Annotated in this window: 22 protein-coding genes; 6 read left to right on the top strand and 16 right to left on the bottom strand. The window is 64.5% G+C overall.

The window, feature by feature from the left end:
* Positions 1 to 56 precede the first annotated feature (56 nt).
* Together OCL88_RS02890 and OCL88_RS02895 are read left to right on the top strand one after the other, a co-directional pair.
* Positions 57 to 1322 carry a thiolase family protein gene (locus OCL88_RS02890; RefSeq protein WP_264961559.1) on the top strand — a complete coding sequence of 422 codons (1266 nt, stop codon included), beginning with the start codon at positions 57 to 59 and terminating at the stop codon, positions 1320 to 1322.
* The gene (locus OCL88_RS02895; RefSeq protein WP_264961560.1) at positions 1319 to 3463 is read left to right on the top strand and encodes a 3-hydroxyacyl-CoA dehydrogenase NAD-binding domain-containing protein; all 2145 of its coding nucleotides are present in this window, start codon (positions 1319 to 1321) and stop codon (positions 3461 to 3463) included. The genes OCL88_RS02890 and OCL88_RS02895 overlap by 4 nt, the downstream gene beginning before the upstream one ends.
* Before the next feature lie 103 nt (positions 3464 to 3566).
* Here OCL88_RS02895 and OCL88_RS02900 read toward each other — a convergent pair whose 3' ends face one another.
* The 8 genes from OCL88_RS02900 to OCL88_RS02935 all read right to left on the bottom strand — a co-directional run bounded on the left by OCL88_RS02900 (position 3567) and on the right by OCL88_RS02935 (position 14492).
* On the bottom strand, positions 3567 to 4544 hold the full coding sequence (locus OCL88_RS02900) for an aldo/keto reductase (protein ID WP_264961561.1): 978 nt from the start codon (positions 4542 to 4544) through the stop codon (positions 3567 to 3569).
* A gap of 42 nt (positions 4545 to 4586) precedes the next feature.
* Complete coding sequence (locus OCL88_RS02905) at positions 4587 to 4814, bottom strand: hypothetical protein (RefSeq protein WP_021473094.1); 228 nt, start codon at positions 4812 to 4814, stop codon at positions 4587 to 4589.
* 32 nt (positions 4815 to 4846) lie between these two features.
* Complete coding sequence (locus OCL88_RS02910) at positions 4847 to 5407, bottom strand: hypothetical protein (protein ID WP_021473095.1); 561 nt, start codon at positions 5405 to 5407, stop codon at positions 4847 to 4849.
* Positions 5404 to 5973: a YgaC family protein gene (locus OCL88_RS02915; protein ID WP_264961562.1), complete on the bottom strand. Its 570-nt coding sequence runs from the start codon at positions 5971 to 5973 to the stop codon at positions 5404 to 5406. The genes OCL88_RS02910 and OCL88_RS02915 overlap by 4 nt, the downstream gene beginning before the upstream one ends.
* Positions 5970 to 7943: a 1-deoxy-D-xylulose-5-phosphate synthase gene (dxs, locus tag OCL88_RS02920; protein ID WP_062096186.1), complete on the bottom strand. Its 1974-nt coding sequence runs from the start codon at positions 7941 to 7943 to the stop codon at positions 5970 to 5972. Before dxs ends, OCL88_RS02915 begins: the two co-directional genes overlap by 4 nt.
* Before the next feature lie 185 nt (positions 7944 to 8128).
* Positions 8129 to 10936, bottom strand: a complete 2808-nt coding sequence (gene acnA / locus OCL88_RS02925; RefSeq protein WP_264961563.1) for an aconitate hydratase AcnA — start codon at positions 10934 to 10936, stop codon at positions 8129 to 8131.
* A gap of 218 nt (positions 10937 to 11154) precedes the next feature.
* Complete coding sequence (locus OCL88_RS02930; protein WP_264961564.1) at positions 11155 to 12519, bottom strand: class I SAM-dependent RNA methyltransferase; 1365 nt, start codon at positions 12517 to 12519, stop codon at positions 11155 to 11157.
* Positions 12516 to 14492 (bottom strand): APC family permease, encoded by a 1977-nt coding sequence (locus OCL88_RS02935; protein ID WP_264961565.1) that lies wholly within the window; start codon positions 14490 to 14492, stop codon positions 12516 to 12518. Before OCL88_RS02935 ends, OCL88_RS02930 begins: the two co-directional genes overlap by 4 nt.
* Before the next feature lie 136 nt (positions 14493 to 14628).
* On the opposite strand from OCL88_RS02935, the gene OCL88_RS02940 reads away from it, so the two are divergent.
* On the top strand, positions 14629 to 15300 hold the full coding sequence (locus OCL88_RS02940; protein WP_021473101.1) for a potassium channel family protein: 672 nt from the start codon (positions 14629 to 14631) through the stop codon (positions 15298 to 15300).
* Positions 15300 to 16037: a potassium channel family protein gene (locus OCL88_RS02945; RefSeq protein WP_062096184.1), complete on the top strand. Its 738-nt coding sequence runs from the start codon at positions 15300 to 15302 to the stop codon at positions 16035 to 16037. Before OCL88_RS02940 ends, OCL88_RS02945 begins: the two co-directional genes overlap by 1 nt.
* Here the strand turns inward: OCL88_RS02945 and OCL88_RS02950 are convergent.
* The 4 genes from OCL88_RS02950 to dut all read right to left on the bottom strand — a co-directional run bounded on the left by OCL88_RS02950 (position 16004) and on the right by dut (position 18561).
* Positions 16004 to 16807 carry a DUF3159 domain-containing protein gene (locus OCL88_RS02950; RefSeq protein ID WP_264961566.1) on the bottom strand — a complete coding sequence of 268 codons (804 nt, stop codon included), beginning with the start codon at positions 16805 to 16807 and terminating at the stop codon, positions 16004 to 16006. The genes OCL88_RS02945 and OCL88_RS02950 overlap by 34 nt on opposite strands.
* A complete protein-coding gene (locus OCL88_RS02955; protein ID WP_227471383.1) occupies positions 16804 to 17184 on the bottom strand; it encodes a hypothetical protein in 381 nt (126 codons plus the stop codon). Before OCL88_RS02955 ends, OCL88_RS02950 begins: the two co-directional genes overlap by 4 nt.
* Positions 17177 to 17899: a DUF3710 domain-containing protein gene (locus OCL88_RS02960; protein ID WP_021473105.1), complete on the bottom strand. Its 723-nt coding sequence runs from the start codon at positions 17897 to 17899 to the stop codon at positions 17177 to 17179. Before OCL88_RS02960 ends, OCL88_RS02955 begins: the two co-directional genes overlap by 8 nt.
* Positions 17900 to 18024: 125 nt before the next feature.
* Positions 18025 to 18561: a dUTP diphosphatase gene (dut, locus tag OCL88_RS02965; RefSeq protein ID WP_264961567.1), complete on the bottom strand. Its 537-nt coding sequence runs from the start codon at positions 18559 to 18561 to the stop codon at positions 18025 to 18027.
* Between the two features lie 73 nt (positions 18562 to 18634).
* Between dut and OCL88_RS02970 the strand changes: the two genes are divergently transcribed.
* Complete coding sequence (locus tag OCL88_RS02970; RefSeq protein WP_264961587.1) at positions 18635 to 19132, top strand: DUF3093 domain-containing protein; 498 nt, start codon at positions 18635 to 18637, stop codon at positions 19130 to 19132.
* Here OCL88_RS02970 and OCL88_RS02975 read toward each other — a convergent pair.
* Entirely contained in the window at positions 19129 to 19428 is a 300-nt protein-coding gene (locus OCL88_RS02975) for a DUF4193 domain-containing protein (RefSeq protein ID WP_021473108.1), read from the bottom strand. The genes OCL88_RS02970 and OCL88_RS02975 overlap by 4 nt on opposite strands.
* Before the next feature lie 332 nt (positions 19429 to 19760).
* On the opposite strand from OCL88_RS02975, the gene sepH reads away from it, so the two are divergent.
* The gene (sepH, locus tag OCL88_RS02980) at positions 19761 to 21128 is read left to right on the top strand and encodes a septation protein SepH (RefSeq protein ID WP_264961568.1); all 1368 of its coding nucleotides are present in this window, start codon (positions 19761 to 19763) and stop codon (positions 21126 to 21128) included.
* 9 nt (positions 21129 to 21137) lie between these two features.
* Here sepH and OCL88_RS02985 read toward each other — a convergent pair whose 3' ends face one another.
* From OCL88_RS02985 to OCL88_RS02995, 3 genes are read right to left on the bottom strand one after another with little or no spacing between them, the layout of a single operon-like run.
* Positions 21138 to 21842 carry a thymidine kinase gene (locus OCL88_RS02985; protein ID WP_166186167.1) on the bottom strand — a complete coding sequence of 235 codons (705 nt, stop codon included), beginning with the start codon at positions 21840 to 21842 and terminating at the stop codon, positions 21138 to 21140.
* Complete coding sequence (locus OCL88_RS02990) at positions 21835 to 23046, bottom strand: alkaline phosphatase family protein (RefSeq protein WP_201434711.1); 1212 nt, start codon at positions 23044 to 23046, stop codon at positions 21835 to 21837. The genes OCL88_RS02985 and OCL88_RS02990 overlap by 8 nt, the downstream gene beginning before the upstream one ends.
* Positions 23043 to 23768 (bottom strand): DUF5998 family protein, encoded by a 726-nt coding sequence (locus OCL88_RS02995; RefSeq protein WP_021473113.1) that lies wholly within the window; start codon positions 23766 to 23768, stop codon positions 23043 to 23045. The genes OCL88_RS02990 and OCL88_RS02995 overlap by 4 nt, the downstream gene beginning before the upstream one ends.
* Between the last annotated feature and the right edge of the window lie 10 nt (positions 23769 to 23778).

Consider the following 23778-nt stretch of genomic DNA (forward strand, 5'->3'; position numbering starts at 1 on the left):
TGCCCTTCGGATTCCGCCCCGCGGTTCCGGCACCGTGTCTCAGCGAGGAGTTTCACATGAGTCCATCACGCACCGCGCAAAGAACCGTCCGCGACGTCGTCTTCGTGGACGGCGTCCGCACTCCCTTCGGCAAGGCCGGAGACAAAGGCATCTACGCCGGAACGCGTGCAGATGACCTGGTGGTGAAGTGCATCAGGGAACTCCTGCGCCGGAATCCTTCCCTCCCGGCCGAACGCGTTGACGAGGTAGCCATCGCAGCAACCACGCAAACCGGAGACCAGGGCCTCACCATCGGCCGTACGGCCGCGCTTCTGGCCGGGCTCCCCCGGACCGTTCCGGGCTTCGCGATCGACCGCATGTGCGCAGGCGCCATGACAGCAGTCACGACGACGGCGAGCGGCATCGGCTTCGGCGCCTACGACGTCGTGATCGCCGGTGGAGTGGAACACATGGGCAACCACCCCATGGGTGCCGGCGCTGATCCCAATCCGCGCTTCATGTCCGAACGCCTCGTCGATCCGGCCGCACTCAACATGGGCAACACCGCCGAGAACCTGCACGACCGGTTCCCCGCCATCACCAAGGAACGCACGGACGCCTACGCAGCGTCCTCGCAGGCGAAACTTGCGGCGGCCTACGCCGAAGGCCGGATCCAAGGCGACCTTGTTCCGGTGGCCACCATGAAGCCGGGCCAGGGATGGACCGTGCACTCCGTTGACGAACCACCGCGCCCGGGAACCACCGTAGAGGACCTTGCAGAACTCAGGACGCCGTTCCGGGCCCACGGCCGGGTCACCGCCGGCAACGCGGCAGGATTGAACGACGGCGCCACCGTAGCCCTGCTCGCGGCCGAAGACACCGCGGGCGAACTCGGCCTTCCCGTAAAGATGCGCATGGTGTCCTATGCCTTTGCCGGCGTGGAGCCGGAGGTCATGGGAATCGGACCGGTCCCTGCCACCGAAAGGGCGCTGAAGAATGCAGGCCTGGACATCACGGACATCGGACTCTTTGAAATCAATGAGGCCTTCGCAGTCCAGGTCCTGAGCTTCCTCGACCACTTTGGCATCGCGGACGACGATCCCCGGGTGAACCGCTATGGCGGCGCAATCGCTGTCGGACATCCCCTCGCTTCCTCCGGTGTCCGGCTGATGACCCAGCTGGCGCGGCAGTTCGAACAGGACCCTTCCGTGCGGTACGGCATCACCACCATGTGCATCGGCCTTGGCATGGGCGCCACCGTGATCTGGGAGAACCCGCACCACGCAGACTATGGAGCCACCTCCACCACCGATTCCACCTCCGAAGAAGGAGCCGCCGCATGAGCGCCAACGATTTCCAGAAGCTTGCCGCCCTGTTTCCGGACGAAGTGGTGACGCACTCCTATGTGCAGGACATCGAACTTCCCGACGGGGCCGGGACCTTCGCCCTCATCACCCTGGACAACGGACTGGACCATTCCAAGCCGACCACCCTTGGGCCCAATACCCTCGTCGAACTTGGCGGCGTCCTGGAAGCCCTTCGGGACCGGGCCGCCAAGGGTGAGATCGTGGGCGTAGGCGTCACCGGAAAACCCTACTTCCTGGTGGCGGGTGCAGACCTCTCCGCGGTCAAGACCCTCAAGGAGCGCGAACACGGCCTGTGGATGGCCCAACTCGGCCACGAGGTATACGGCACGCTCGCCAACCTGGGTGTCCCCAGCTTCGCGTTCATCAACGGCCTCGCCCTCGGCGGCGGGCTGGAGATAGCGCTGCAGTCCACGTACCGGACGGTGTCCACCGGCGCAGGCGCCTTGGCGCTCCCCGAGGCGTTCCTGGGCCTGGTACCGGGTTGGGGCGGGGTTTATATCCTCCCCAGACTGATCGGCCCGGAAAACGCCGTGCAGGTCATGATCGGGAACGCCCTCAACAACAACAAGACATTGACCGGCCCCCAAGCCTTCGAGCTGGGAATTGCCGATGCCATGTTCGAACCGGCCGACTTCCTTGAGCAGTCCCTGGCTTGGGCAGCAGAGGTGATCTCCGGCCGTACCGCCCCCGAGCGGCAGAACGCCGTCGATCCTTCCGATCCCGCCGTGGCCGACCGTTGGGCGTCGGCTGTGGCGGCAGGCAGGGATCTCGTGGAAGCAAAAATCTCCAACGCAGCGCCCGCCCCGGGCAAAGTGCTGGACATCATGGAGGCCAACCGGACCATGACCCAGGCGGAATCGGCTGCCCTTGAGTGCCGGACGCTGGCGGACCTGATGCAGTCGGACGAATTCCGCGCCACGGTCTACGCTTTCCTGGACCTCGTCCAGAAGCGGTCCAAGCGGCCGGCCGGTGCGCCGGACCGGAAGCTGGCCCGGCCGGTTACCAAAGTGGGAGTCGTCGGTGCAGGCCTCATGGCCAGCCAGCTGGCGCTCCTCTTCGCACGGCAGCTGAAGGTCCCCGTGGTCATGACCGACATTGACCAGTCCCGCGTCGACAAGGGTGTGGCCTACGTCCACGCCGAAGTAGACAAGCTGCTCGGCAAGAAGCGCATCAGCCCCGATGCCGCGAAGAGGACGAAGGCACTGGTCACCGGGTCGGTGTCCAAAGAGGCCTTCAGCGACGCCGACTTTGTGATCGAGGCGGTCTTCGAAGAACTCAACGTCAAGAAGCAGGTCTTCGCCGAAGTGGAGGCGATCGTCTCCCCCGATTGCATCCTGGCAACGAACACGTCATCCCTGTCGGTGACAGCCATGGCCGAGGACCTCCGGCATCCCGAGCGCCTGGTGGGCTTCCACTTCTTCAACCCCGTGGCAGTCATGCCGCTGCTCGAAATAGTGCGGGCACCGAAGACCGATGACGCCGTCCTCGCCACGGCCTTCGAACTCGCCAAGGGGCTCAAGAAGACAGCAGTCCTCGTCAAGGACGCTGCGGCCTTCGTCGTGAACCGGATCCTCCTGAGGTTGATGGGCGAAGTCATTGCCGCGTTCGACGAGGGAACTCCCGCAGAGGTGGCCGACACGGCGCTGCGCCCCATGGGCCTGCCCATGACGCCGTTCACCCTGAGTGCCATGGTGGGATTGCCCGTGGCACAACATGTCCAGGAGTCACTCCATGCGGCCTTTGGCGACCGCTTCCCGGTGTCGCAGAACCTGCAGAAGCTGATCGACAACGGCGTGAAGTCCCTGTGGGTTGCAGGCCCCGATGGTGCGCCTGTCCTCCCCGAAGAGACGCTCGCCATTCTGTCCTTCGGCCAGAGTCCGTCCACCGGGGAAGAGGTCCTGCGTCGGACCCAGGATGCCCTCGCCGAAGAGATCGGGCTCATGCTGGCCGAAAACGTCGTGGCAGGTCCTGAGGACATCGACCTCTGCATGATCCTCGGTGCCGGATGGCCCATGTTCCTCGGCGGAATCACTCCATACCTGGACCGGGTGGGGGCGTCGGAGCGGGTCAACGGGAAGCGTTTCCACGCACCGGGTGTCGCCTCAGCGGCGCTTTAACCGCAGCAACGTCAGCGGCGCTTTAACCGCAGCAACCTCAATGGCCGTGGACCCGTGGTCCACGGCCATTGGCGTAGGCATCGTCCTCTGGTCTACCCAAGAACTAGAAGAGTGCCACCTTGGGAGTTTTCGGGAAAATGTCATCGAGTTCGTCCCGGTCGCTCTGCGAGGGCACCCAGCGCACGGCTTCGGCGTTTTGGCGGATCTGCTCCGGCCTGGTGGCCCCTGCGATGACGCTGGCCACGCACGGCTGGGCGGCCAGCCACGAGAAGGCAAGCTCCACCTCTGTCAGGCCGCGCTCCTTGGCAAACTGTCCATACCGGCCCAGCTGGTCCCAATCCGCGTCATGGACCAGATGCGTGCGGGTGTGGCTCAAGCGGGATCCTTCAGGGGCCTTCCCCGCCGAGTACTTGCCCGTGAGGAGGCCGTTGGCCAGCGGGAAGTACGGCAGCACACCCAAGGAGAAAGCTTCGGCCGCGGGAAGGATCTCCAGTTCCGCACGGCGGTCCAGCAGGTTGTAGTGGTTCTGGGTCGAGATGAAGCGGGATCCGCCAAGCTGGCGTGCCACGTACTCTGCTTCCGCCACCTGCCATCCGGCAAAGTTGGAGTGCCCGATGTACCGGACTTTGCCGCTGGTCACCAGATCATCCAGGGCCGCGAGGGTCTCGTCCACCGGTGTTGCGTGGTCCGGGGTGTGGTACTGGTAAAGGTCGATCCATTCGGTGTCCAAACGGCGCAGGGAAGCTTCCACGGCCCGCACAATGTACCGCCGGGAACCCCGTGCCCCGAAGTCCTTGCCGTTGGCGCCCTTCATGTCCATGCCGAATTTGGTGCCAATGACCACGTCCCCGCGGTTTCCCTTGAGGGCTTTCCCCAGCATCGTCTCGCTGAGGCCGGCTTCCCGACCATACGCATCGGCAACATCGAAGAACGTCACCCCGGCGTCGAGGGCGGCGTGGACCACCGCGTCCGTGCCCTCCTGGGATTCCGTAGGCGTATTGGCGCGGCCGAGGTTGTTACAGCCCAGCCCCACGACGGAGACGGTCAGTCCGGAGCGGCCAAGGCGTCGATATTCAGTCATGGCCCCAGCCTAGTACGTGCGGCCGGGGCACCGGCGCGGGACTCAGTCCCCCCGGACGGCTCCGTAGGAGATGCCGGATTCTTCCATCGCATCCTCCAACTGGGCTATGGCCACGGGGCCCAATCCATGCAGTTTCGAGGCCTCCAGCCCACCGAACGCTGCCAACTGTTCCAAGGTTTCGATGCCCTCGTGGGCCAACGCCCGCCTGGCCGGAGCTGCGAGGCCCTTTGGCAGCGGCGTATGTCCGGGCCAGTTGCTTTTCTGTGGCATGGAACGGTCCCTCCTGGTGCGGTCGCTTGTACTTAGAGCGTAAAGCCAGCACCCTTCCGGGGCGAGTGCTTCAACTTAAACCCGGTCGGTTCCCCATGCGGTGCCGCTGCGATGCTGAGCTTGGTGAAATCAAGGTCCTCGTTGCGGATACAGACTTTGATGGCGTTGACGGCCTTATTGACGTCCGGGCACAGGCAAAAGATGTTCAGCCGCGAGTTCCCTACCTCTGAGCGTTCCACCGTCCCGAGGCCCCGCCAGGCGAGCTCCGTGGTGAGTGCCGCTTTGGCGTTCCGTTCCAAGTAGCGGTCGCGTTCGGTACCGTCCTTGGTCTTCAACGCGAACTGCGCCACCACCCAGAACTGTTCGGATGGAGGAATCTCCGCGTAGCCGTCCTCTTCGCACTGCGCAGCGAACGCAGCCATTAGTCCGTCCACCGAGGTGTCCTCCCCGATTTCCGATTCTTCGGTCCGGCTTTGGTGCCCGACCACGCCGTGGTTGACCACAAAGTGCCGGTCCTCGTCGTCGAACCATGCTTCGCGGAAATGCAGGACTCCGTCCTCATCGCGCTTGTACATGCGGATGATTCCGCTCATGCCCGTCCTTTCGTGAACCATTCGGCGCTGACGCTTCCTGGTGAGGCAACATCAAAGGGTGCTTCCATGGTGCTGACTGCCGCCAGGAGAACCGCGCACTCAGTGCGCATGGCTGAGACAGTTTCCCCGGGATAGCCCATGTGTATCCGGCGCTCTTCGAACTCATCCTCATCGTCGACGAAGACGCCACGGACGGTCGACCTGATCACGTCAAGGTCCATGTCGATCAAGTGGAACTCCGTCACGCCCGGGCGGATGGTCTTCCATTCATGGGCGGTGGCAAGGTCCACATAGATCCGGAAGTCGCCGGGGTACGTGTCGTCGTAAAACGTGGCAACGTACTCCCCTGTTCGGGGCACCAGCAGCAAGGCGTCCGAGGCTGTGTAGAAGGCAGCTCCGGGGCGGGCACAGAATTCACCCTTGCCTTGGAAGATCCACCATCCGTGAATGTCCTCGCCAAGGTATCTTCCCGGTACTACCCAGTGGGCCCTCCCGTCCCACTTCCTGTTCCGTGCCACCACCAGGTCGCCGGGCTGCAGCACTCCCGGCTCGCGTCCCCCGCTCACAACGTGGGCAAGCTGCCGGTGGTGGGGTGGGCCTGGCCTGGCAAGGGCCGCGCAAAGGGGACCTTGGTGCCCAAAACCTGGGCAACGACGTCGTGGGTTATCTGTTGGGCCGTCAGGCCGACGCGCTCCAGCACTTGGCTGCGGGATCCGTGGACGAGGAACTCCACCGGCAATCCGACTTCGTTGAGGGCCGTGTCCACTCCAGCAGCACGCATTTCCTGCCGGATCCGCGAGCCCACACCGCCGGCACGGACTCCGTCCTCGATGCAGATCACCAAGCGATGCCGGGCAGCGAGGGCAATGATCGACTTCCGGACCGGCAGGACCCAGCGCGGATCCACCACCGTGGAACTGATGCCTTGGGCACCCAAGCGGCCGGCCACGTCCAAGGCGAGTTCGGACATGGCTCCCACGCTGACGATCAGGACGTCGTTTTCCGTGGACCCTTCCGGACGGCGCGCCAGGACGTCGACGCCGTCCTTGAGCCGCTCGATCGCTTCGACCTCCTTGCCGACGCTGCCCTTGGAGAAACGCACCACCGTTGGAGCGTCATTGATGGCCACGGCTTCCCTGAGTTCTTCGCGGAGCCGGGTTGCATCGCGGGGCGCAGCCAGATGCAGGCCCGGGACGATCTGCACCATTGCCATGTCCCACATGCCGTGGTGGCTGGGACCATCAGGACCGGTCACGCCGGCGCGGTCCAGGACCACCGTGACGCCGGCCTTATGGAGCGCCACGTCCATGAGCAACTGGTCGAAAGCGCGGTTCAGGAAGGTGGCGTACACAGCCACCACGGGGTGGAGACCGCCGTAGGCCATTCCAGCTGCAGACGTCAGCGCGTGCTGTTCGGCGATGCCGACGTCGATGACGCGTTCGGGGTGGCGCTCGGCGAACTTGTGCAGTCCCACGGGGATCAACATGGCCCCGGTGATGCCGACGATGTCCTGGCGTTCGTCCGCGATATCCGCGATCTCTTCGGCAAAGACCGACGTCCATGAGCGCGCGCCGGGGGTCTCGGTGGACTCTCCGGTCTCCGGGTCGATGATCCCCACTGCGTGGAATTGGTCGGCCTCGTTGGCCAGTGCCGGGGCGTAGCCGTGGCCCTTCTCCGTCATGGCATGGACGATCACCGGACCGCCGTACGCCTTGGCGGTACTCAGGGCGTGTTCCAGCGCCTGGAGGTTATGACCGTCAACAGGGCCGATGTACTTCATCCCAAGGTCCTCGAACATGCCTTGGGGCGCCCACCAGTCCTTGATGCCCTTCTTCATTGCGTGCAGGCTCTTGTACGTGAACTGCCCTACCGGCCCGCCGTTCTGGAGGCGCTTCTTCCACCAGTCCAGCATGCCTTCGTAGGCGGGAGCAGTGCGGAGGGAATCGATGGTGGGGCGCAGCGAGGCAAGGTAGTCTGCAAGGCCGCCAACGGTGGGTGCATAGGAGCGTCCGTTGTCGTTGACCACAATCACCACGCGCCGGCGCTTATCGGCAGCGATGTTGTTGATGGCTTCCCACGTCATGCCACCCGTCAGCGCTCCATCGCCGACGACGGCAACGACGAACCGGTCGCCTTCGCCGGTCAGCTGCCGGGCCCTGGAAATACCATCCGCCCAGGACAGGGACGAGGATGCGTGGGAGCTTTCGACGATGTCATGCTCGGACTCGGCACGGTCCGGGTAGCCGGACAGACCGCCTTGCTGCCGCAGCGTGCTGAAATCCTGCCGGCCCGTCAGCAGTTTGTGCACGTAGGACTGGTGGCCTGTATCAAAGACGATGCTGTCCCGTGGCGATTCGAAGGTCCGGTGCACCGCCATGGTCAGTTCCACAACGCCAAGGTTGGGCCCCAGGTGACCACCGGTTGCGGCTACGTTGGTGATCAGGAAGTCCCTGATCTCGCCGGCCAACTGATCCAATTCGGAGCTGGTCAGGCCGGCCAGGTCCTGCGGATCCTTGATGGTTTCCAAGAGTCCCAAAGGCCCTCCTTACGTGAATGACGTGCTTGTTAACTTTAGCGCGTTGCCCGCACCCTTGAAGCCCATGGACGCCGCCGCCATGATCGTGCGTGGCTGGACCGGCAATAAAAAGCAGGCAGCCCCTGCCGGTCGAGGACCAGCAGGGGCTGCCTGGCGGGTAATTCGGCGGTAGGCCGGCCGATTCCTTATGCGGAGATCTGGCGCAGCACGTACTGCAGGATACCGCCGTTGCGGTAGTAGTCGGCTTCACCCGGGGTATCGATGCGAAGCACTGCGTCGAAGGACTTGGACGATCCGTCCTCGGCCGTTGCAGTGACCTTCAGCGTCTTGGGCGTGGTGCCGTTGTTGAGTTCGGTCACGCCCTCCACGGAGAAGGTCTCCGTACCGGTCAGGCCGAGGGTCGCAGCGGACTCCCCTGCGGGGAACTGCAACGGAAGGACGCCCATGCCGATCAGGTTGGAGCGGTGGATGCGCTCGTAGCTTTCGGCGATGACTGCCTTGACACCCAGGAGCGCGGTGCCCTTGGCTGCCCAGTCACGGGACGAACCGGAACCGTATTCCTTGCCTGCCAGCACAACCAGCGGAGTGCCGGCTGCCTGGTAGTTCTGGGCTGCGTCGTAGACGTAGGCCTGGGGACCGCCGTCCTGGGTGAAGTCGCGGGTGAAGCCACCTTCGACGCCGTCCAGAAGCTGGTTCTTGATGCGGATGTTGGCGAACGTACCGCGGATCATGACCTCGTGGTTGCCACGGCGCGAGCCGTAGGAGTTGAAGTCCTTGCGCTCCACGCCGTTTGCCAGCAGGTACTGGCCGGCAGGGGTGTCCGACTTGAAGGAGCCGGCCGGGGAGATGTGGTCGGTGGTGACCGAATCGCCGAGCTTCAGCAGGACGCGGGCGCCAGTGATGTCCTGGACGGGGTCCGGCTGGGCCTTCATGCCTTCGAAGTACGGGGGCTTCCGCACATAGGTGGAGTCCTCTGCCCAAGCGAAGGTATCTCCGGCGGGGGTATCGAGGGCCTTCCAGCGCTCGTCACCTTCGAAGACACCCTCGTAGCCCTTGGCGAACATGCCCTCGTCGATGGAGGAGTCGATGACTTCCTGCACCTCGATGGGGTTCGGCCAGATGTCCTTGAGGAACACCTCGTTGCCTTCGGAGTCCGTGCCAAGGGCATCGGTTTCGAAGTCGAAGTCCATGGTGCCGGCCAGGGCGTACGCGATGACCAGCGGCGGGGAGGCCAGGTAGTTCATCTTGACGTCAGGGTTGATGCGGCCTTCGAAGTTGCGGTTACCCGACAGCACAGCCGTAACGGAGAGGTCATTGGCCTGGACGGCCTCGGAGATTTCCGGCTCCAGCGGGCCGGAGTTGCCGATGCAGGTGGCGCAGCCGTAACCGACGATGTAGAAGCCGAGCTTCTCCAGGTACGGGGTCAGGCCGGACTTCTCGTAGTAGTCCGTGACGACCTTGGAGCCGGGTGCGACGGAAGTCTTGACCCACGGCTTGGACGTCAGGCCCTTGTCCACGGCGTTGCGTGCCAGGAGGGCGGCAGCAAGCATGACCGAAGGGTTGGATGTGTTGGTGCAGGAGGTGATCGACGCGATCGACACGGCGCCGTGGTCCAGCTCGAACTCGCGGCCATCGGCTGTCTTTACCTGGACGGGCGACGACGGGCGGCCGTTCGCACCGTTGGCCGCGGAGGCAGCGCGTGCGGTCTCGGTGGTGTGCGAGTCCGCGTGCGTGAAGGACGGAGCGTCCGAGGCCGGGAAGGACTCGTCAAGCGCCTCATCCACGCTGCCGTCTTCGATGGTGACGTAGTTGTGGATGTCCTTGCGGAACTGCTCCTTCGCATCGCTGAGCTCGATGCGGTCCTGCGGACGCTTCGGGCCGGAGATGGAGGGAACCACGGTGGAGAGGTCCAGTTCCAGGAACTCGGAGAAGCGGAGTTCGCGGGAAGGATCGTGCCAGAGGCCCTGTTCCTTGGCGTAAGCCTCAACCAGTGCAATGTTCTCTTGGGAACGGCCGGTCAGGCGCAGGTAGTCGAGGGTGACGTCGTCGATCGGGAACATGGCTGCGGTGGAACCGAATTCCGGGCTCATGTTGCCGATGGTGGCGCGGTTGGCCAGCGGCACTGCAGCCACGCCTTCACCGTAGAACTCAACGAACTTGCCCACAACACCGTGCTTGCGCAGCATTTCGGTGATGGTCAGGACGACGTCGGTAGCGGTGGCACCGGCGGGGATGCTGCCGCTGAGCTTGAAGCCAACGACGCGCGGGATGAGCATGGAAACAGGCTGGCCGAGCATCGCTGCTTCGGCTTCGATGCCGCCGACGCCCCAACCCAGCACGCCCAGGCCGTTGACCATGGTGGTGTGCGAGTCGGTACCAACACAAGTGTCAGGGTAAGCGCGGAGCGCGCCGTCCACTTCACGGGTCATGACGGTGCGTGCCAGGTATTCGATGTTGACCTGGTGGACGATTCCGGTTCCCGGGGGAACAACCTTGAAGTCGTCGAATGCGGTTTGTCCCCAGCGCAGGAACTGGTAACGCTCACCGTTGCGCTGGTATTCGATCTCCATGTTGCGCTCCAGCGCGCCGGCGTTGCCGAAGGCGTCGATCTGGACGGAGTGGTCGATGACCATTTCGGCAGGTGCCAGCGGGTTGACGCGCTTGGGGTCGCCGCCGAGTTCCTTCACGGCTTCACGCATGGTGGCAAGGTCCACTACGCAGGGAACGCCGGTGAAGTCCTGCATGATGACGCGGGCCGGGGTGAACTGGATTTCCGTGTCGGGCTCCGCATTGGGGTCCCAACCGGCCAGGGCGCGGACGTGGTCAGCCGTTATATTGGCGCCATCTTCGGTCCGCAGGAGGTTTTCAAGCAATACCTTGAGGCTGAACGGAAGGCTGTCTGCGCCCTCTACGGAGTTCAACCGGAAAATTTCATAATCGGTGCCGGCTACATTCAGTACGCCTTTGGAACCGAAGCTGTCCACAGTGCTCATGGCAGGACTCCTCTCGCAACAGTTTCATCTTTGTCGCGTGGTTGGCCGCAGGCCAGTTAGGCAGCCCTAACTTGGCCCCGCGGCACGTGCTCTTGATCACCCCGGCCCGAGGGCCGGGATCCAACCGCGGCACTGAACGGAGCGGGACTACTTAAAGGCAATCGTAGTGGCTCGAATCACTATTGCCCCACTACTGTGCGGGCCTGTTGCCCCCGGACCTATGCTCCGGGGATAAGCAAGCCCACGGTTTCCATGTGATGGGTGTGCGGGTACAGGTCGAACGCCCGCAGTTCCGCCAGCTGCCAGCCACCCCGCTGGAAGTAACCCAAATCACGCGCAAACGATGCCGGATCGCATGACACATAGGCAATTGCACGGGGGCCGCTCTCCATGAGCTGCCGAACCACCGCCTTGCCCGCCCCTGCCCGGGGCGGGTCCAGGACGAGGGCATCAAAGTTCCTTTGCCGTTGGTGGAGTACGCGCTCGACGCGCCCCTGCACGATTTCCACGTGGCTTTGGCCATGGAGGTTCTTCTTCGCGTCGCGGCTCGTTCCCGGCGAACCCTCCACCGAAAGCACCGAACCGGTAATTCCCACTGCATCAGCCAGGGGTGCCGTGAACAGCCCCGCGCCGGCATAGAGGTCCGCGACGACGGCACCGGGCTGGAGGTAGCCCCCGCCCGAGAGGTAGTCGCTGACCGCATTGACCAACGTGGCGGGTGCATCCTTGTGGATTTGCCAGAACCCCTCCCCCGTCACCCGGTATTCGTGGCCCGCCGCCGATTCCTGCACCCAGGTCCTGCCGCGGAGCCGCACCACCTGTCCGTTGGGTTCGAAGCCGGCAACCGACACGTCCTCCGGCAAGGCGGACGCTATGGAGTGCAGGCGCTTGGGGCTTGTCCCTTCGCGTGGAGCCAAGAGCACCAGGGGCCTCGAACCGTTGGCAGGCGCGGCGACTTCCACGCGCTCGATCCCGGTCAGGTCCACCTCCCACAACCGCAGCTGGTTGATGCCGGGGTGGGCCAGCGGCATCTCCCGCACCGGAACCACAACGTCCGAACGGTGGGCGTGCATACCCAGCCGGCCGTTGTCCGTGACCGCAAAGGCGGCACGCGTACGCCAGCCGAGGCCGCCGTCGTCGTCGTTTCCCACAGCCTCGACAGGCACGGACAGTTCCACTCCCGCCAACCGTTTCAACTGTTCGGCGAGAACCTCGGACTTGAGGGAGCGTTGCCGCTCCAAGGCAATGTGCCCGAGCTCAGCGCCGCCCACGGGCGGACCGCCGCGCCGCCAGGCGGAGGGTGAATCGGCGTTCTTCCAGATGTGCGGCACGCGGTCGGGTGAAGGTTCCAGGACGTCGACGACGTCGGCACGCCAGAAACGCGATTCCGCATCGGAGTCGGTAAGCCGGATACGTGCCTTTTCGCCGGGTATCCCGTGGCGGACGAAGATGACGCGCCCATCATGCCGTGCCACGAAGTGGCCCCCGTGGGCAATAGGACCGATGTCCACCACCAGTTCTGTACCTGGAGTGCCCTGGTTGCCCGCTTCGTGGGACCGGGTGGAAGTTTCCTTGGGGGTCATTGGTTATCCTGCAGTGCCTTTGCTTCTTCGGAGGACTTCAGCTGCCAGGGAACGCTGGCGACCATGACGCCGGGTTCGAAGTGGAGCCGCGTCTTGATTCTCAGTGCGGTTTGGTTATGGACCAGCTGTTCCCACCACTTGCCCACCACATATTCGGGGATGTACACCACGATCAGGTCCCGCGGAGAGTCTTTCCGCATGTTCTTGATGTATTCCATGATGGGCGTTACCGTCTCGCGGTACGGACTGGCGAGGACAGTCAAGGGTACGGGAATTTCCAGCTTCTCCCAATCCCGGACCGTATGCTCAGTCTCTTCTGCGTTGATGTCCACCGTGATGGCGTCCAGGCGGGAAGGACGGGATGCACGGGCATAGGCAAGCGCACGAAGCACCGGTTTGCGGACATGGGAGACCAGCAGGACTGCGTGCACCCGTGTGGGCAGTGCTCGGGGCGAAGAGTCTTCGTCGACGGCCAGTTCCTTGGCGACGTTGTCATAGTGGGCCCGGATGCTCCACATGATCAGGAACAGGATGAACATGGCCAGGAGGGCGATCCACGCGCCCTGTTCGAACTTGGTGATCAACACGATCACCAGCACCAGCGCGGTCATGCCGAAGCCCACCATGTTGATGGTGCGTGATTTGATCATCCTCCGCCGCAGGGCTTTGTCCCGGACGAGTTTCAACTCGCGGCCCCAGTGCCGGACCATGCCCAGCTGGCTCGCCGTAAACGAGATGAACACGCCCACGATGTACAACTGGATGAGCTTGGTGACATCGGCATCGAACGAAAGGATCAGCACCAACGCGCCCGCGGCCAATGCCAGGACGCCGTTGCTGAACGCCAGCCTGTCGCCGCGCGTGCGGAGCTGCCTGGGGAGGTAGCCGTCCTGGGCGAGGATCGAACCAAGGACCGGAAAGCCGTTGAAGGCGGTATTGGAGGCAAACACCAGGATGATGCCGGTGGCTGCAACCACAATGTAGAACGGAATCGACCCGGCGCCGAAGATCGTGTCTGCGATCTGGCTGATGGCAGGGTTCTGGATGTATCCCTCAGGGAGGGGCTTGCCGTCCACCAGGAACTCGGTTGCAGGGTCCAGGACGATGTGCACCTTGGTGGCATTGGCCAAATAAAGGATGCCGGCCAGCATGGCGGCTGCGATGGCCCCCAGCAACAGCAGCGTGGTGGCTGCGTTCTTGCTCTTTGGCTTCTGGAAGTTGGGCACGCCGTTGCTGATGGCCTCGACGCCGGTCAGCGCAGCCGCACCGGAGGAGAACGCACGCAGGAGCAGGAAGGCGCCGGCGAGGCCCACCAGGCCTTCGTCGAATCCGGGCTGCGGAACAATCGTGAAGTTGGCTGAGGGAGCCTCGCCCAGCTGCCCGGTCAGCGCCTGGAAGATGCCAACCACCGTCATGCCCAGGATGGAGGCCATGAAGATGTAGGTCGGCACGGCAAAGACGCTGCCGGCCTCCTTGACGCCGCGCAGGTTCACCAAGGCAAGGACCACGACGCCGACACTCGCAATGAGGGCCTGCTGGCCGTGCAGTGAAGGGATGGCAGTGGTTAGGTAAGTGGCCGCCGATGACATGGACACGGCAACCGTGAGGACATAGTCCACCAACAGTGCCGAAGCCACGGTGAGTCCCGCATAATTGCCCAGGTTGACATTGGCGATCTCGTAGTCGCCGCCACCGGACGGGTAGGCGTGGACGTTCTGCCGGTAGGAAGCAACCACCGTGAGCAAGACCACCATGACGGCGAGTCCCACCAGCGGCGAAAAGGCAACGGCACTGACCCCGGCCAGGGCGAGGGTCAGAAGGATCTCATCCGGCGCGTAGGCCACGGAAGAAAGCGCATCCGAGGCGAAGACCGGCAGCGCAATGCGTTTGGGCAGCAAGGTGTGGGACAAGCGGTCATTCCGGACCGGCCGACCCACCAATACCCGCTTGGCCGCATTCAGTATTGTCAGCACTCCGCAAAGCTACTCTGAATCCCCGGCGATGTCATGACGGGAAACCCCGGCGGTGTCATGACTGCGGTAACGTCAACGCGACGTTCGCACCGGTAAAGTCATACGGAGCGGTTCGGATACATCAAAAGGAGACACGGTGGCGCACTTCGTGATCATGGGTTGTGGCCGTGTTGGCGCAACCTTGGCACACACCTTGGAAGACTCCGGCCACTCGGTGGCCATCATTGACCAGGACGAGCGGGCCTTCCGCCGCCTCCGCAACACTTTTACCGGCCGCAAAGTAACGGGCGTCGGCTTCGACCGCGATACCCTCAAGCAAGCCGGCGTTGAAGAGGCCTACGCATTCGCGGCCGTTTCCAGCGGCGATAACTCCAACATCCTGGCCACCCGCGTGGCACGGGAAACGTTCCACGTCGCGCACGTTGTGGCCCGCATCTACGACCCCGGCCGCGCGGAAATCTACCAGCGCCTTGGCATCCCCACCGTGGCGGCGGTGCGGTGGAGCGCGGACCAGGTCCTGCGCCGCATCCTCCCCGAGCAACACCTTGCCGGTGACTACCGGGAACCGTCCGGCCGGCTGGTGCTGGCCGAAGTGGACCTCCACGACGGTTGGATAGGCCAGAACCTCGCCGCCATTGAGGCTGCAGCCGGCATCCGGATCGCGTTTCTCACCCGGTTCGGGGAAGGCCTCCTTCCCGGGCCCGGAACGTCCTACCAGGAGGGTGACACCGTCCACGCGATGATCAGCGTTGACAGGACAACCGAGATCAGCCGTGTCCTCGCCAAAGCACCTGCCAAGGAGTCGTAGTGAAAGTTGTCATCGTCGGCGCCGGTAGCGTTGGATCCTCCATTGCGCGCGAACTCCTGGCCCACAACCACCAAATACTCCTCATCGACCTGAAACCCGAGGTCATCGGCCGCAGCGGACTCCGCGGTGCCCGATGGCTGGTGGGCGATGCCTGCGAACTCAGCACCCTGCAGGACGCCAAACTGGAGGACGCCGACGTCGTGGTTTCCGCCACCGGCGACGACAAGGTGAACCTGGTGGTTTCCCTGCTCGCCAAGACCGAATTCGGCGTGGGACGAACCGTCGGCCGGGTCAACAATCCCAAGAACGACTGGATGTTCAACGACTCCTGGGGCGTGGACGTCGCAGTCAATACTCCGCAATTGATGACGGCGCTGGTTGAAGAGGCCGTGGAGATCGGGGACATCGTCCGGCTCCTGACGCTGCAGACGGGCGTGGCGTCGATCGTCGAGTTCACCGTGCCGCATGACTCGCACATCATCGGCAGCACGGTGGGAGACATCGAATGGCCGGAGGATGCCACCCTGGTGGCCATCCTCCGCGATCAAGCCCCCATCACGCCGAGCCGCGACGACGTCCTGGACGGCGGCGACGAGCTCTTCTTCGTCACCACGATCGCGGCTGAAGACGGGCTGCGCGCGCTGCTCTCCCCGGGGTCAACGGACGGCAGCGACCATCGCGAGGGAGCAGTTCCGGTCCCGGATCAGTCCGTGGAGGATGACGGGTTCGACGGCTGAGGCGCAGGCTTGGTGACCAGCCAGGCAACCCACAGTCCCAAAATGTACAGCGGCGCGCCCATGAGGAGCCTCGTGGTGGCAAGCGCGGTCAGCCCTTCCTCACCCATGAGGTACAGCGGAACCTGCACTATAAGGCGCAGGGCCAGGACGGCCACCACAATCCATGTGCCCAGCTGATAGACCCGCAGGCGTTCGGGGTCCTTGCGCCAGTCCAGCCCTTCGTTCCGGACAAAGCCGAACAGCAGCCCGGCGAGGGGCCATTTGAGGATGATGGACAGGACCATGCCCGCTATGTAAGCGGCATTGGTCAGGAAGCCCAGGACATAGAAGTCTTCGGCCTTGCCGGTGCTGTTGGCCAGCCACGCGGAAATACCGACGCCGACCACGCCGGCCAGCGCTTGGGTCAACGGCCGCTTTTGTACCAACCGCACCACCGTGAAGACGGCGGCAGCAGCAAGGGCGCCGACCAAGGAGAGGGTCAGGTCCCGGGTAATGGTAAAAGCCACCAGGAAGACCAAGCCGGGCAGGATACTTTCGGCAATTCCTTGGATTCCGCCGGCCGACTTCAGCATGTCAACATGGCCGGCGCTGTTGCGGTGCAGGCCCGCTTTTTTGGCGTAGCCCGCTGCAAGGTCCGCCACAGTAGGATTTGCGGTTCCGGGTTCAGGGGCAACCCGCCGATGATCTGCAGCCTGGCCGGCCGGAGTGCCTTCGGAGGGCGGCTGTGGCGGGTTGCCGTCTTTGGGATCGGATCCGTTGGCCACGGTCATTGGTTCTCCTGACGGGAAAGTATTTCGTACCGGGGGTTGAACATGGTGGGAAGCCCGCCGACCGGGGCCACCATGCCGTTCAAACGCAGCTGGACCCCGGCTTCGATGCCGGGCACCCGGGTGCGGCCCAACCACACGACGCGCAGCCGCTGGTAGGACTTCCGGGAACTGCCGCCCCTGCCCGCCAACAATGAGCCATGCTCCAGCGCATCAACCACGATTGCGGAGAAGAACGGTTGCTCGCTGGGCGGCTGATGGGTGACGGACTCAATAAAGCCCGTACAGGTGGCCCTGCCGCGGACCGGCAAGTCCTTAATGCCCTGACCGGAAGGCCCGGAGCGGCCTTCCCGGGCGGGCAGCCCTGGTGATTCAGCCAATCTGGGTGATCTCCGGGCCCCGTTCCGGACGCTGGACTCCGGGTCCGCCCTGGGGCGCCGGCGGTTGGGCCGCGGCATCCTTGGGCAGGCGCAACTGGAGCAGTTCCCTTGGCGGCATCGGGTTTCCACCGCGGACCACCACCACCTGGCGGAAGAGATCCTCCAGCGGGGCAGCAGCCTCGCGCTCCAGGGCCGCAGCTCCGCCAAGAACGCCCCGAAGGAACCAGCGCGGGCCGTCCACACCCATGAAGCGGGCAGCACGGTATCCGCGGCTGCCATCGGCAGCTTCGGCGGGAAGCTTGGCGACCAGTTCGATTCCGAAAGCGCCTTCGATCTCTTCCGATTCACCGCCCTGGCTGGCCACGGACTGGCTGATCTGCTCCCGGATCTCCTCCCAGAGGCCCTCGGAGCGTGGCGCGGCAAACGCCTGGAGCTGGAGGCTCGAACCGCCCAGGTCCATGGTGACTGCCACCACGCGCTGCGTGGCTTCCTCCACCTCGAGCCGCAACTGCAGGCCTTCGGTGGGAGCGATCAGGAGGGCGCCCAGGTCTACGTAGCCGTCGCGGTCCTCCACTTCGTCGATGTCCCACGGGCCCTTGCTCTGGCGGAGGTCGCCCTTGCCGGGTTCTCCCGCTGCGGAGCCGCCGGTGCTTTCCAGCTCGGAGTCTGCGGATTCAGGCCGGTCAGCCTTGGACTTCTTGCGCCCAAAAACCATGTGGGTTGTCTCCTTAGTAGTGGTCTATCCCCCAGTAAACCGCAACCGCGTCAAAGTTCGGCAATGCCGGAGGGGCTGCTCTTTCACGCGTGAAATGTATGCCTTGGCGGGTCGCCTGCCCCGGATCAGGCGACGGGCGTGGCGAAGCCTCCGGTGGAACCGAAGCCACCGGCACCCCGTGCCGACCCGCTCAGTTCGTCGACGGCCACGAAGCGCGCGTACTCGACGCGCTGGATCACCATTTGGGCAATTCTATCGCCGCGCTTCAGTTCGATGGCCTTGTGCTGGTCCGTGTTCAGGAGCGTCACGGCGATTTCGCCACGGTAGCCTGCGTCCACGGTGCCGGGAGCGTTGACGACGGTCAGACCGTGCTTGGTGGCCAATCCGGAACGGGGGTGGATCAGCGCCACGAAGCCGTCGGGCAGGGCAATGGAAACGCCGGTGGGAACCAGCTTCCGTTCCCCCGGTGCAAGATATACGTCTTCACGGGCGCGGAGGTCGGCGCCGGCATCACCGGGGTGGGCGTAGGACGGTGCTTCGAGTCCTTCGTCAAGCATCTTCAACCGGACCTCGAGCGTAGGAGCTCCATACGTCCCATGGTTGTCGGTTCCCGCCCCGCTTGCGCCGGCGTCTGTGCTGAATACTGCGGTCTCGTTGCTCACAGTCGTCCATTCTACGTGGGTCCACGCCGACGGATAAGCTGGGTGCATGCCTACGCCTGACCAGTCCGCCTCCATGCCTGCCCGGAGCGCTTCTTCGGCGCCGGAGTTCCTCTTCAAGGAAAAACTCTGGCCCTCACCATGGATCTGGGTCATCTCCGTGGGGCTTTCGGGTGCGGGAATCCTGATGTTCTCCCCCATCAGCGCTGCCGCCGGCATCATCGCCGCACTGGTCCTGCTCACGATCATCACCACGCTGCTGATCCTGTCGACGCCCACTATCACCGTGTCCGGCACCAACCTGCGCGTCGGGCGGGCCAGCATCGAGCGCAAGTTCGTCGGGACCGTTGAATCCTTCCGGGGCGCCGAAGCCACCGCCGAGCGCGGCCCGCGCCTGAACGGACTCGCCTTTATGTGCTTCCGGGGCTGGATCGATCCCGTGGTGAAGATCCAGATCACCGATCCGGCCGACCGGACCCCCTATTGGCTCACGTCGTCACGCAGGCCGGAAGAACTGGTGGCTGCCCTGACCGAAACCGGGCCCCTGACCGAAACCCGGGAACAGCGCCCTTAGCCCTCGCACTCCGTGCAGTAGAGGTGCCCGTTGCGCTCCGCAGCAATCTGTGAACGGTGCTTCACCAAGAAGCAGTTGAAGCACGTGAATTCGTCCGCCTGCGGCGGCATCACCTGGATGAGCAGTTCTTCGCCGGAAAGGTCCGCTCCGGGGAGTTCGAAGCCCTCGGCCAGTTCAGTCTCGTCGACATCCACCGCCGAGGATTGTTTTCCCGGCTGACGCGTCTTGAGCTCCTCAATGGAGTCCTCGCTGACGTCTTCCTCGGTCTTCCGAGGGGCATCGTAGTCCGTGGCCATGGTCCTTCTTCGTCCTTAATACAGGCAGTGGTTTGGACCGGGCGGTTCGCTGGGCGGCACGCCCGGATGTTCACATGTAACGCCGGGCACCGCGTTTTTGTGCCCGATTATCGGCCAGATTTTCCTCCTCCCGGCAGGCTTTGTCCATAGGGTCCGCAACCGGTCCGAGCACCCGGAAAAACGGCGCACTTCGCCGCCAAGATCGACGCATGGGCCGCCAATATCACCGCTTTGAGCGCCAATATCACGGCACGCCCTTTCTCCTAACAGGAAAAGGCCTGCTCGGGTGGCAGAGTTTCGAATGTCAGTTATGCCATGTGGTGGAGGGTGTTATGCAGGATCTACGGCTGGTAGGCGTCCACGACGACGGCGGGCATCTGCTCCTTAGCGGACCCGGCGGTGCGATGTTCCAGCTTCCGATCGACGAGGCCTTGCGTGCCGCGGCGAGCCGGACCCCTGCCCAGGTTGCCGCGCGGGCATCGATCACTCCCGTGGCCATGTCGCCCCGGGACATCCAGGCCCGGATCCGCAGCGGCGCCACCGCAGCGGAGGTCGCCGAACTTTCCGGCCTCCCCCTGGCCAACGTCCAGCGGTACGAAGGCCCTGTCCTCGCTGAGCGTGACTACGTGGCCCAGCAAGCCCGCAAGGTTGAAGTCGCTTCCCCGGTACCCGGCCACGACGCTTACCGCACTGCCTTCGGGGACAACCCCGCCACCCTTGAAGAGATGGTCGGACACCGGCTGTCGGCACACGGCATCGACCCCTCGACCGTTGAATGGGATTCCTGGCGCCGGGCAGACGGCTCATGGACCGTCGTCGCGCGCTTTGAAGCCGTACCGGCCGCGGCCGGCAGCATCGGCGAGGAACCGCCGGCCATGTGGACTTTCAGTCCACAACGGAAGGCACTGCAAAACGCCAACCGTTGGGCACAGCAACTCAGCGAGCTTGAGCCTCTTGATGGCCCCGTCCCGGCCCGTCGCCTGACGGCGGTTTCGGACCGTCCTTTCGACTTCGAAGCCGATGCCCATGCAGCCAGCCGCGCCGCTGCCAAGGACTCGGACAACCTCCTGGAAATGTTGCGCTCCCGCCGGGGACAACGCCTGGGCGTGGACGAGGACGCTGACGACGCCCTGGCCGCCCTGCTCAGCAACGTCCCCGCAGCCCATCCACGGCCCGAAGCAGACGGATCCGCGCAGGACACCGGCCAGGACCCCGCCGTCGAAATCCCCGCGGACGCTCCCGCGGCAAATAAGGACAACCGCCAGTCAATGCTGAGCAGGCTCAGCCTCGCACCGCGGCATTCCGACTCCGACGACGCCGAAGATTCCCTCCGGCTGCACGACGGCGTCAGTACGGAAACCCGCGAAATCACCGTGGTTGCCGGCCCCCTTCGTCCTGTGGCCCCTTTGGAGGGTCGCAAGACCCCAAGCGAGCCGCACCCTGAAGAGGAAGCCAAGGACAGTGGCAAGCCTGCTGCTCCGGTGAAGCGCCCCGGCCTGGATGAGCTGTTGGGTGGATCGGCCTCTGCGGAAAGCCGGACCTCACGCGTGCAGACGGCAACAGAGCACCAGGACACCGAGGCGAAGGAACGCCCTGGAGCAAAAGGCGACGAAGCACCCGTGGAACGGCAGCCCTCACGCCCCAAGCGCTCCAGCATCCCCAGCTGGGACGAGATCGTGTTTGGTGCCCGCGGCGACTAAGCGTGGCGACTAAGCCCGTATGTCGCCCGCGCCGGGCCACAGGCACGCGTCGACGTCGAACGGCAACGTCTGGTCGGAGCCGGCCATGAGGTTGGCACCATGGGCCGTAACCCTCCGCATGTAGTGCCGCCGGCACAGGGTCTCGTACCCCACCAGGCCAGCGGGTTCCGCGTCGCTCCCGCTGGAAGCGACGTCGCCTACCATCACCTGTTCGCCTTCCACCACCATGATGCCGTTGACGGTCCTGGCGTTCTGGGTAGCACGGCGGCCGCACCAGCAGAGAGCCTCTACCTGCAGGACCTGGACCCTGTCGGCAAGCTCGATCAGCCGCTGGGACCCGGGAAACAGCTTGGTCCGGAAATCGGCGGTGATGCCGAACGCGAAGACGTCCACGTCCATCTCGTCCACGAGGCGCGCCAATTGCTCCACTTGGGCGGGGGCATAGAACTGGGCTTCATCACAGATGAGGTAGTCGACGCGCAGCCCGCTGGTTCTGCGGACTACTACCTCGTCCCAGAAGTCTGTGCTGCCGTGCACTTCAACGGCATCCGTCTGCAGGCCGAGCCTGCTGGAGATGGTGGAGTCCCCGGCGCGGTCATTGCAGCTGAACCTCACCCCTCCCCTGCCCCTGGCCCGGTGGTTGTAATCCATTTGCAGGGCGAGCGTGGATTTTCCGCAGTCCATCGTTCCGGAGAAGAAAACCAGCTCAGCCACGGGCGCCTTTTCTGCCGGTCGCCGTAAAGCAAAGGAACGGGACTTCCCTTTCGGCTTTGGTCAGGGAACCATGCTGGCCCACGACTTCCATGGCGGCAGGGCGCACGCGCCGGGCATCGTAAAGCGCGAGGGTGTCCCGGGCCGCGATCATGACATCACCGATCCGGGGAGCAACCTGGGGCTGGACCTCGCCGAAGAGCCCGGCCGCTATGGCCTGCTCGCGGGTGAATACCCATACGCGCTCCCCGAAGCGCTTCCGCCAGGCAGCGATGAGGTCTTCCTTTACGGTATTCCCGGCGTCCGGTTCGAGGTAGAGATGGACCATGCGGGGTTCGCCGGCTGTGTGCCGGACACCTGCCACCAGCGCGGGATCCGCGGAATAGTCCAGGCGCTGCGACTCCGGGACGTCAAGCATCCCGTGGTCTCCCGTGACCACAATGGTGGTACCGGCCGGCAGGGACGCCGACAGCCGCTTCACGGTGGCGTCGAGTTCTTCGAGCTGATGTTCCCACCGTGCGGACTGGCAGCCGTAGCGGTGGCCTGCCTTGTCCAGTTCATTGACGTAGAAATACATCAGGGAGCGGGGGCTGCCGGACATTGCCTCGCCTGCGGACGCGGTGCGTGCATGCAAGGTGGTCCCGCCGACGAAGCGGCTGCCCCGCAAAGCGGCCTGCGTCATGGGTGAGTTGCCAAACTGGGGCAGGCTCACCGTAACGACGTCGACCTCGTTGGCCACTTGCTCAAAAACCGTGCGGTGCGGCTGCCAAACAGCGGGATCAACCAGGGCATCCCAGTTGCCCAGCAAATTGACAACCTTGTCCTGGGCCGGGTCCAGGACGTCGTACCCAACCATCCCGTGGTGTCCCGCCGGCCTGCCTGTGCCCAGGCTGGCCAGCGATGCTGCCGTGGTGCTGGGAAAGGCCGCGTCAATCCAGGTTGGGACGCTCCCTTGGCCGCCCGCGACGACTGAGCGGAGGAAGGGCGTGTGTGAAGCCTTCTGTTTCAGGAGCCCGCGGCCCAAGCCGTCCGCCAGGACCACGCAAACCCGGTCCGCCGCGGGAAGCTTGAGGTGGTTGCTGAACCCCGGAAGGCCCAGGCTTGCCGCCGCGCTGGTGAAGACTTCCGCTATGGATTTACTGCCAAAAAGGGGCGGTGAGGGAAGATCGGGCGCCGCAAGGGGATCGGGTTGGGCAGCCACGCTCAACGCTGGTGCCCGCGGCTTAGCCGGTTGCTGAAGACACCTGAGCGTGGCCGCGGAGCGGGGATGCCGGCGTGCGGAACCGGTGTTTGCTGGCCTGTATTGACAGCGCGCAAAGCCCTCGCGAAAACTTTCGCGTCCTGGACTGCCTGGAGCCCGTCGGCCTCTGCACTGATGCGCAAGACAATGTCCTCCTGGGCGATGGTGCCCGTGTAGCCGTGGTCCGCTTCGCACTGCGGATCACCGCAACTGGCCGGCCCCATGTCCAATCGCTGTCCGCCGGACCAGGCGATGGACACGGTCAGTTCCCGCACGGGGTCCGACGGTTTGTAGTCCTGCGGCTGGGCGTAGATGTAGCTCAGCACCACGGACCGGATTTGCGCCACGGGCACGGACTCGGTGGAAATCTGCGCAACAATCTGCTCACCGGCTTCGTCCAGCTGCTGGTCGTCCACATGGGTGATGACCAGCATGTCCTCGGTGAGCACCAGAACGGTGATGTGGCGCCTGACCTCGGCACGGTCGAAATGGGTTTCCAAGTGCACCAGGTGGGACAGGCAGTCCCTGCCATCCAGGGCGTCGTTCACGACGTCGGCCACAAGGCGGGGGTAGAAGCCCGCCTGCTGCAGCGCCTGGTCCAGGCTTTGTCCCTGTGAGCTGTGGTTATGCCCGGAATGGTGGCCGGTATTGGACGGACGGGACTGAGGCGTCGGGGACTGGGTGCTCATTCCCCCATTT

Source organism: Paenarthrobacter sp. PAE-2 (assembly GCF_026013155.1).
GTDB classification, from domain to species: Bacteria; Actinomycetota; Actinomycetes; order Actinomycetales; family Micrococcaceae; genus Arthrobacter; species Arthrobacter ureafaciens.

Bases quoted from the DNA above. Each gene is read 5' to 3' on its own strand.
- OCL88_RS02890 (WP_264961559.1), top strand. From the start codon at position 57: ATGAGTCCATCACGCACCGCGCAAAGAACCGTCCGCGACGTCGTCTTC.
- OCL88_RS02895 (WP_264961560.1), top strand. From the start codon at position 1,319: ATGAGCGCCAACGATTTCCAGAAGCTTGCCGCCCTGTTTCCGGACGAA.
- OCL88_RS02900 (WP_264961561.1), bottom strand. From the start codon at position 4,544: ATGACTGAATATCGACGCCTTGGCCGCTCCGGACTGACCGTCTCCGTC.
- OCL88_RS02905 (WP_021473094.1), bottom strand. From the start codon at position 4,814: ATGCCACAGAAAAGCAACTGGCCCGGACATACGCCGCTGCCAAAGGGC.
- OCL88_RS02910 (WP_021473095.1), bottom strand. From the start codon at position 5,407: ATGAGCGGAATCATCCGCATGTACAAGCGCGATGAGGACGGAGTCCTG.
- acnA (WP_264961563.1), bottom strand. From the start codon at position 10,936: ATGAGCACTGTGGACAGCTTCGGTTCCAAAGGCGTACTGAATGTAGCC.
- OCL88_RS02930 (WP_264961564.1), bottom strand. From the start codon at position 12,519: ATGACCCCCAAGGAAACTTCCACCCGGTCCCACGAAGCGGGCAACCAG.
- OCL88_RS02950 (WP_264961566.1), bottom strand. From the start codon at position 16,807: ATGACCGTGGCCAACGGATCCGATCCCAAAGACGGCAACCCGCCACAG.
- OCL88_RS02960 (WP_021473105.1), bottom strand. From the start codon at position 17,899: ATGGTTTTTGGGCGCAAGAAGTCCAAGGCTGACCGGCCTGAATCCGCA.
- OCL88_RS02970 (WP_264961587.1), top strand. From the start codon at position 18,635: ATGCCTGCCCGGAGCGCTTCTTCGGCGCCGGAGTTCCTCTTCAAGGAA.
- OCL88_RS02975 (WP_021473108.1), bottom strand. From the start codon at position 19,428: ATGGCCACGGACTACGATGCCCCTCGGAAGACCGAGGAAGACGTCAGC.
- sepH (WP_264961568.1), top strand. From the start codon at position 19,761: ATGCAGGATCTACGGCTGGTAGGCGTCCACGACGACGGCGGGCATCTG.
- OCL88_RS02995 (WP_021473113.1), bottom strand. From the start codon at position 23,768: ATGAGCACCCAGTCCCCGACGCCTCAGTCCCGTCCGTCCAATACCGGC.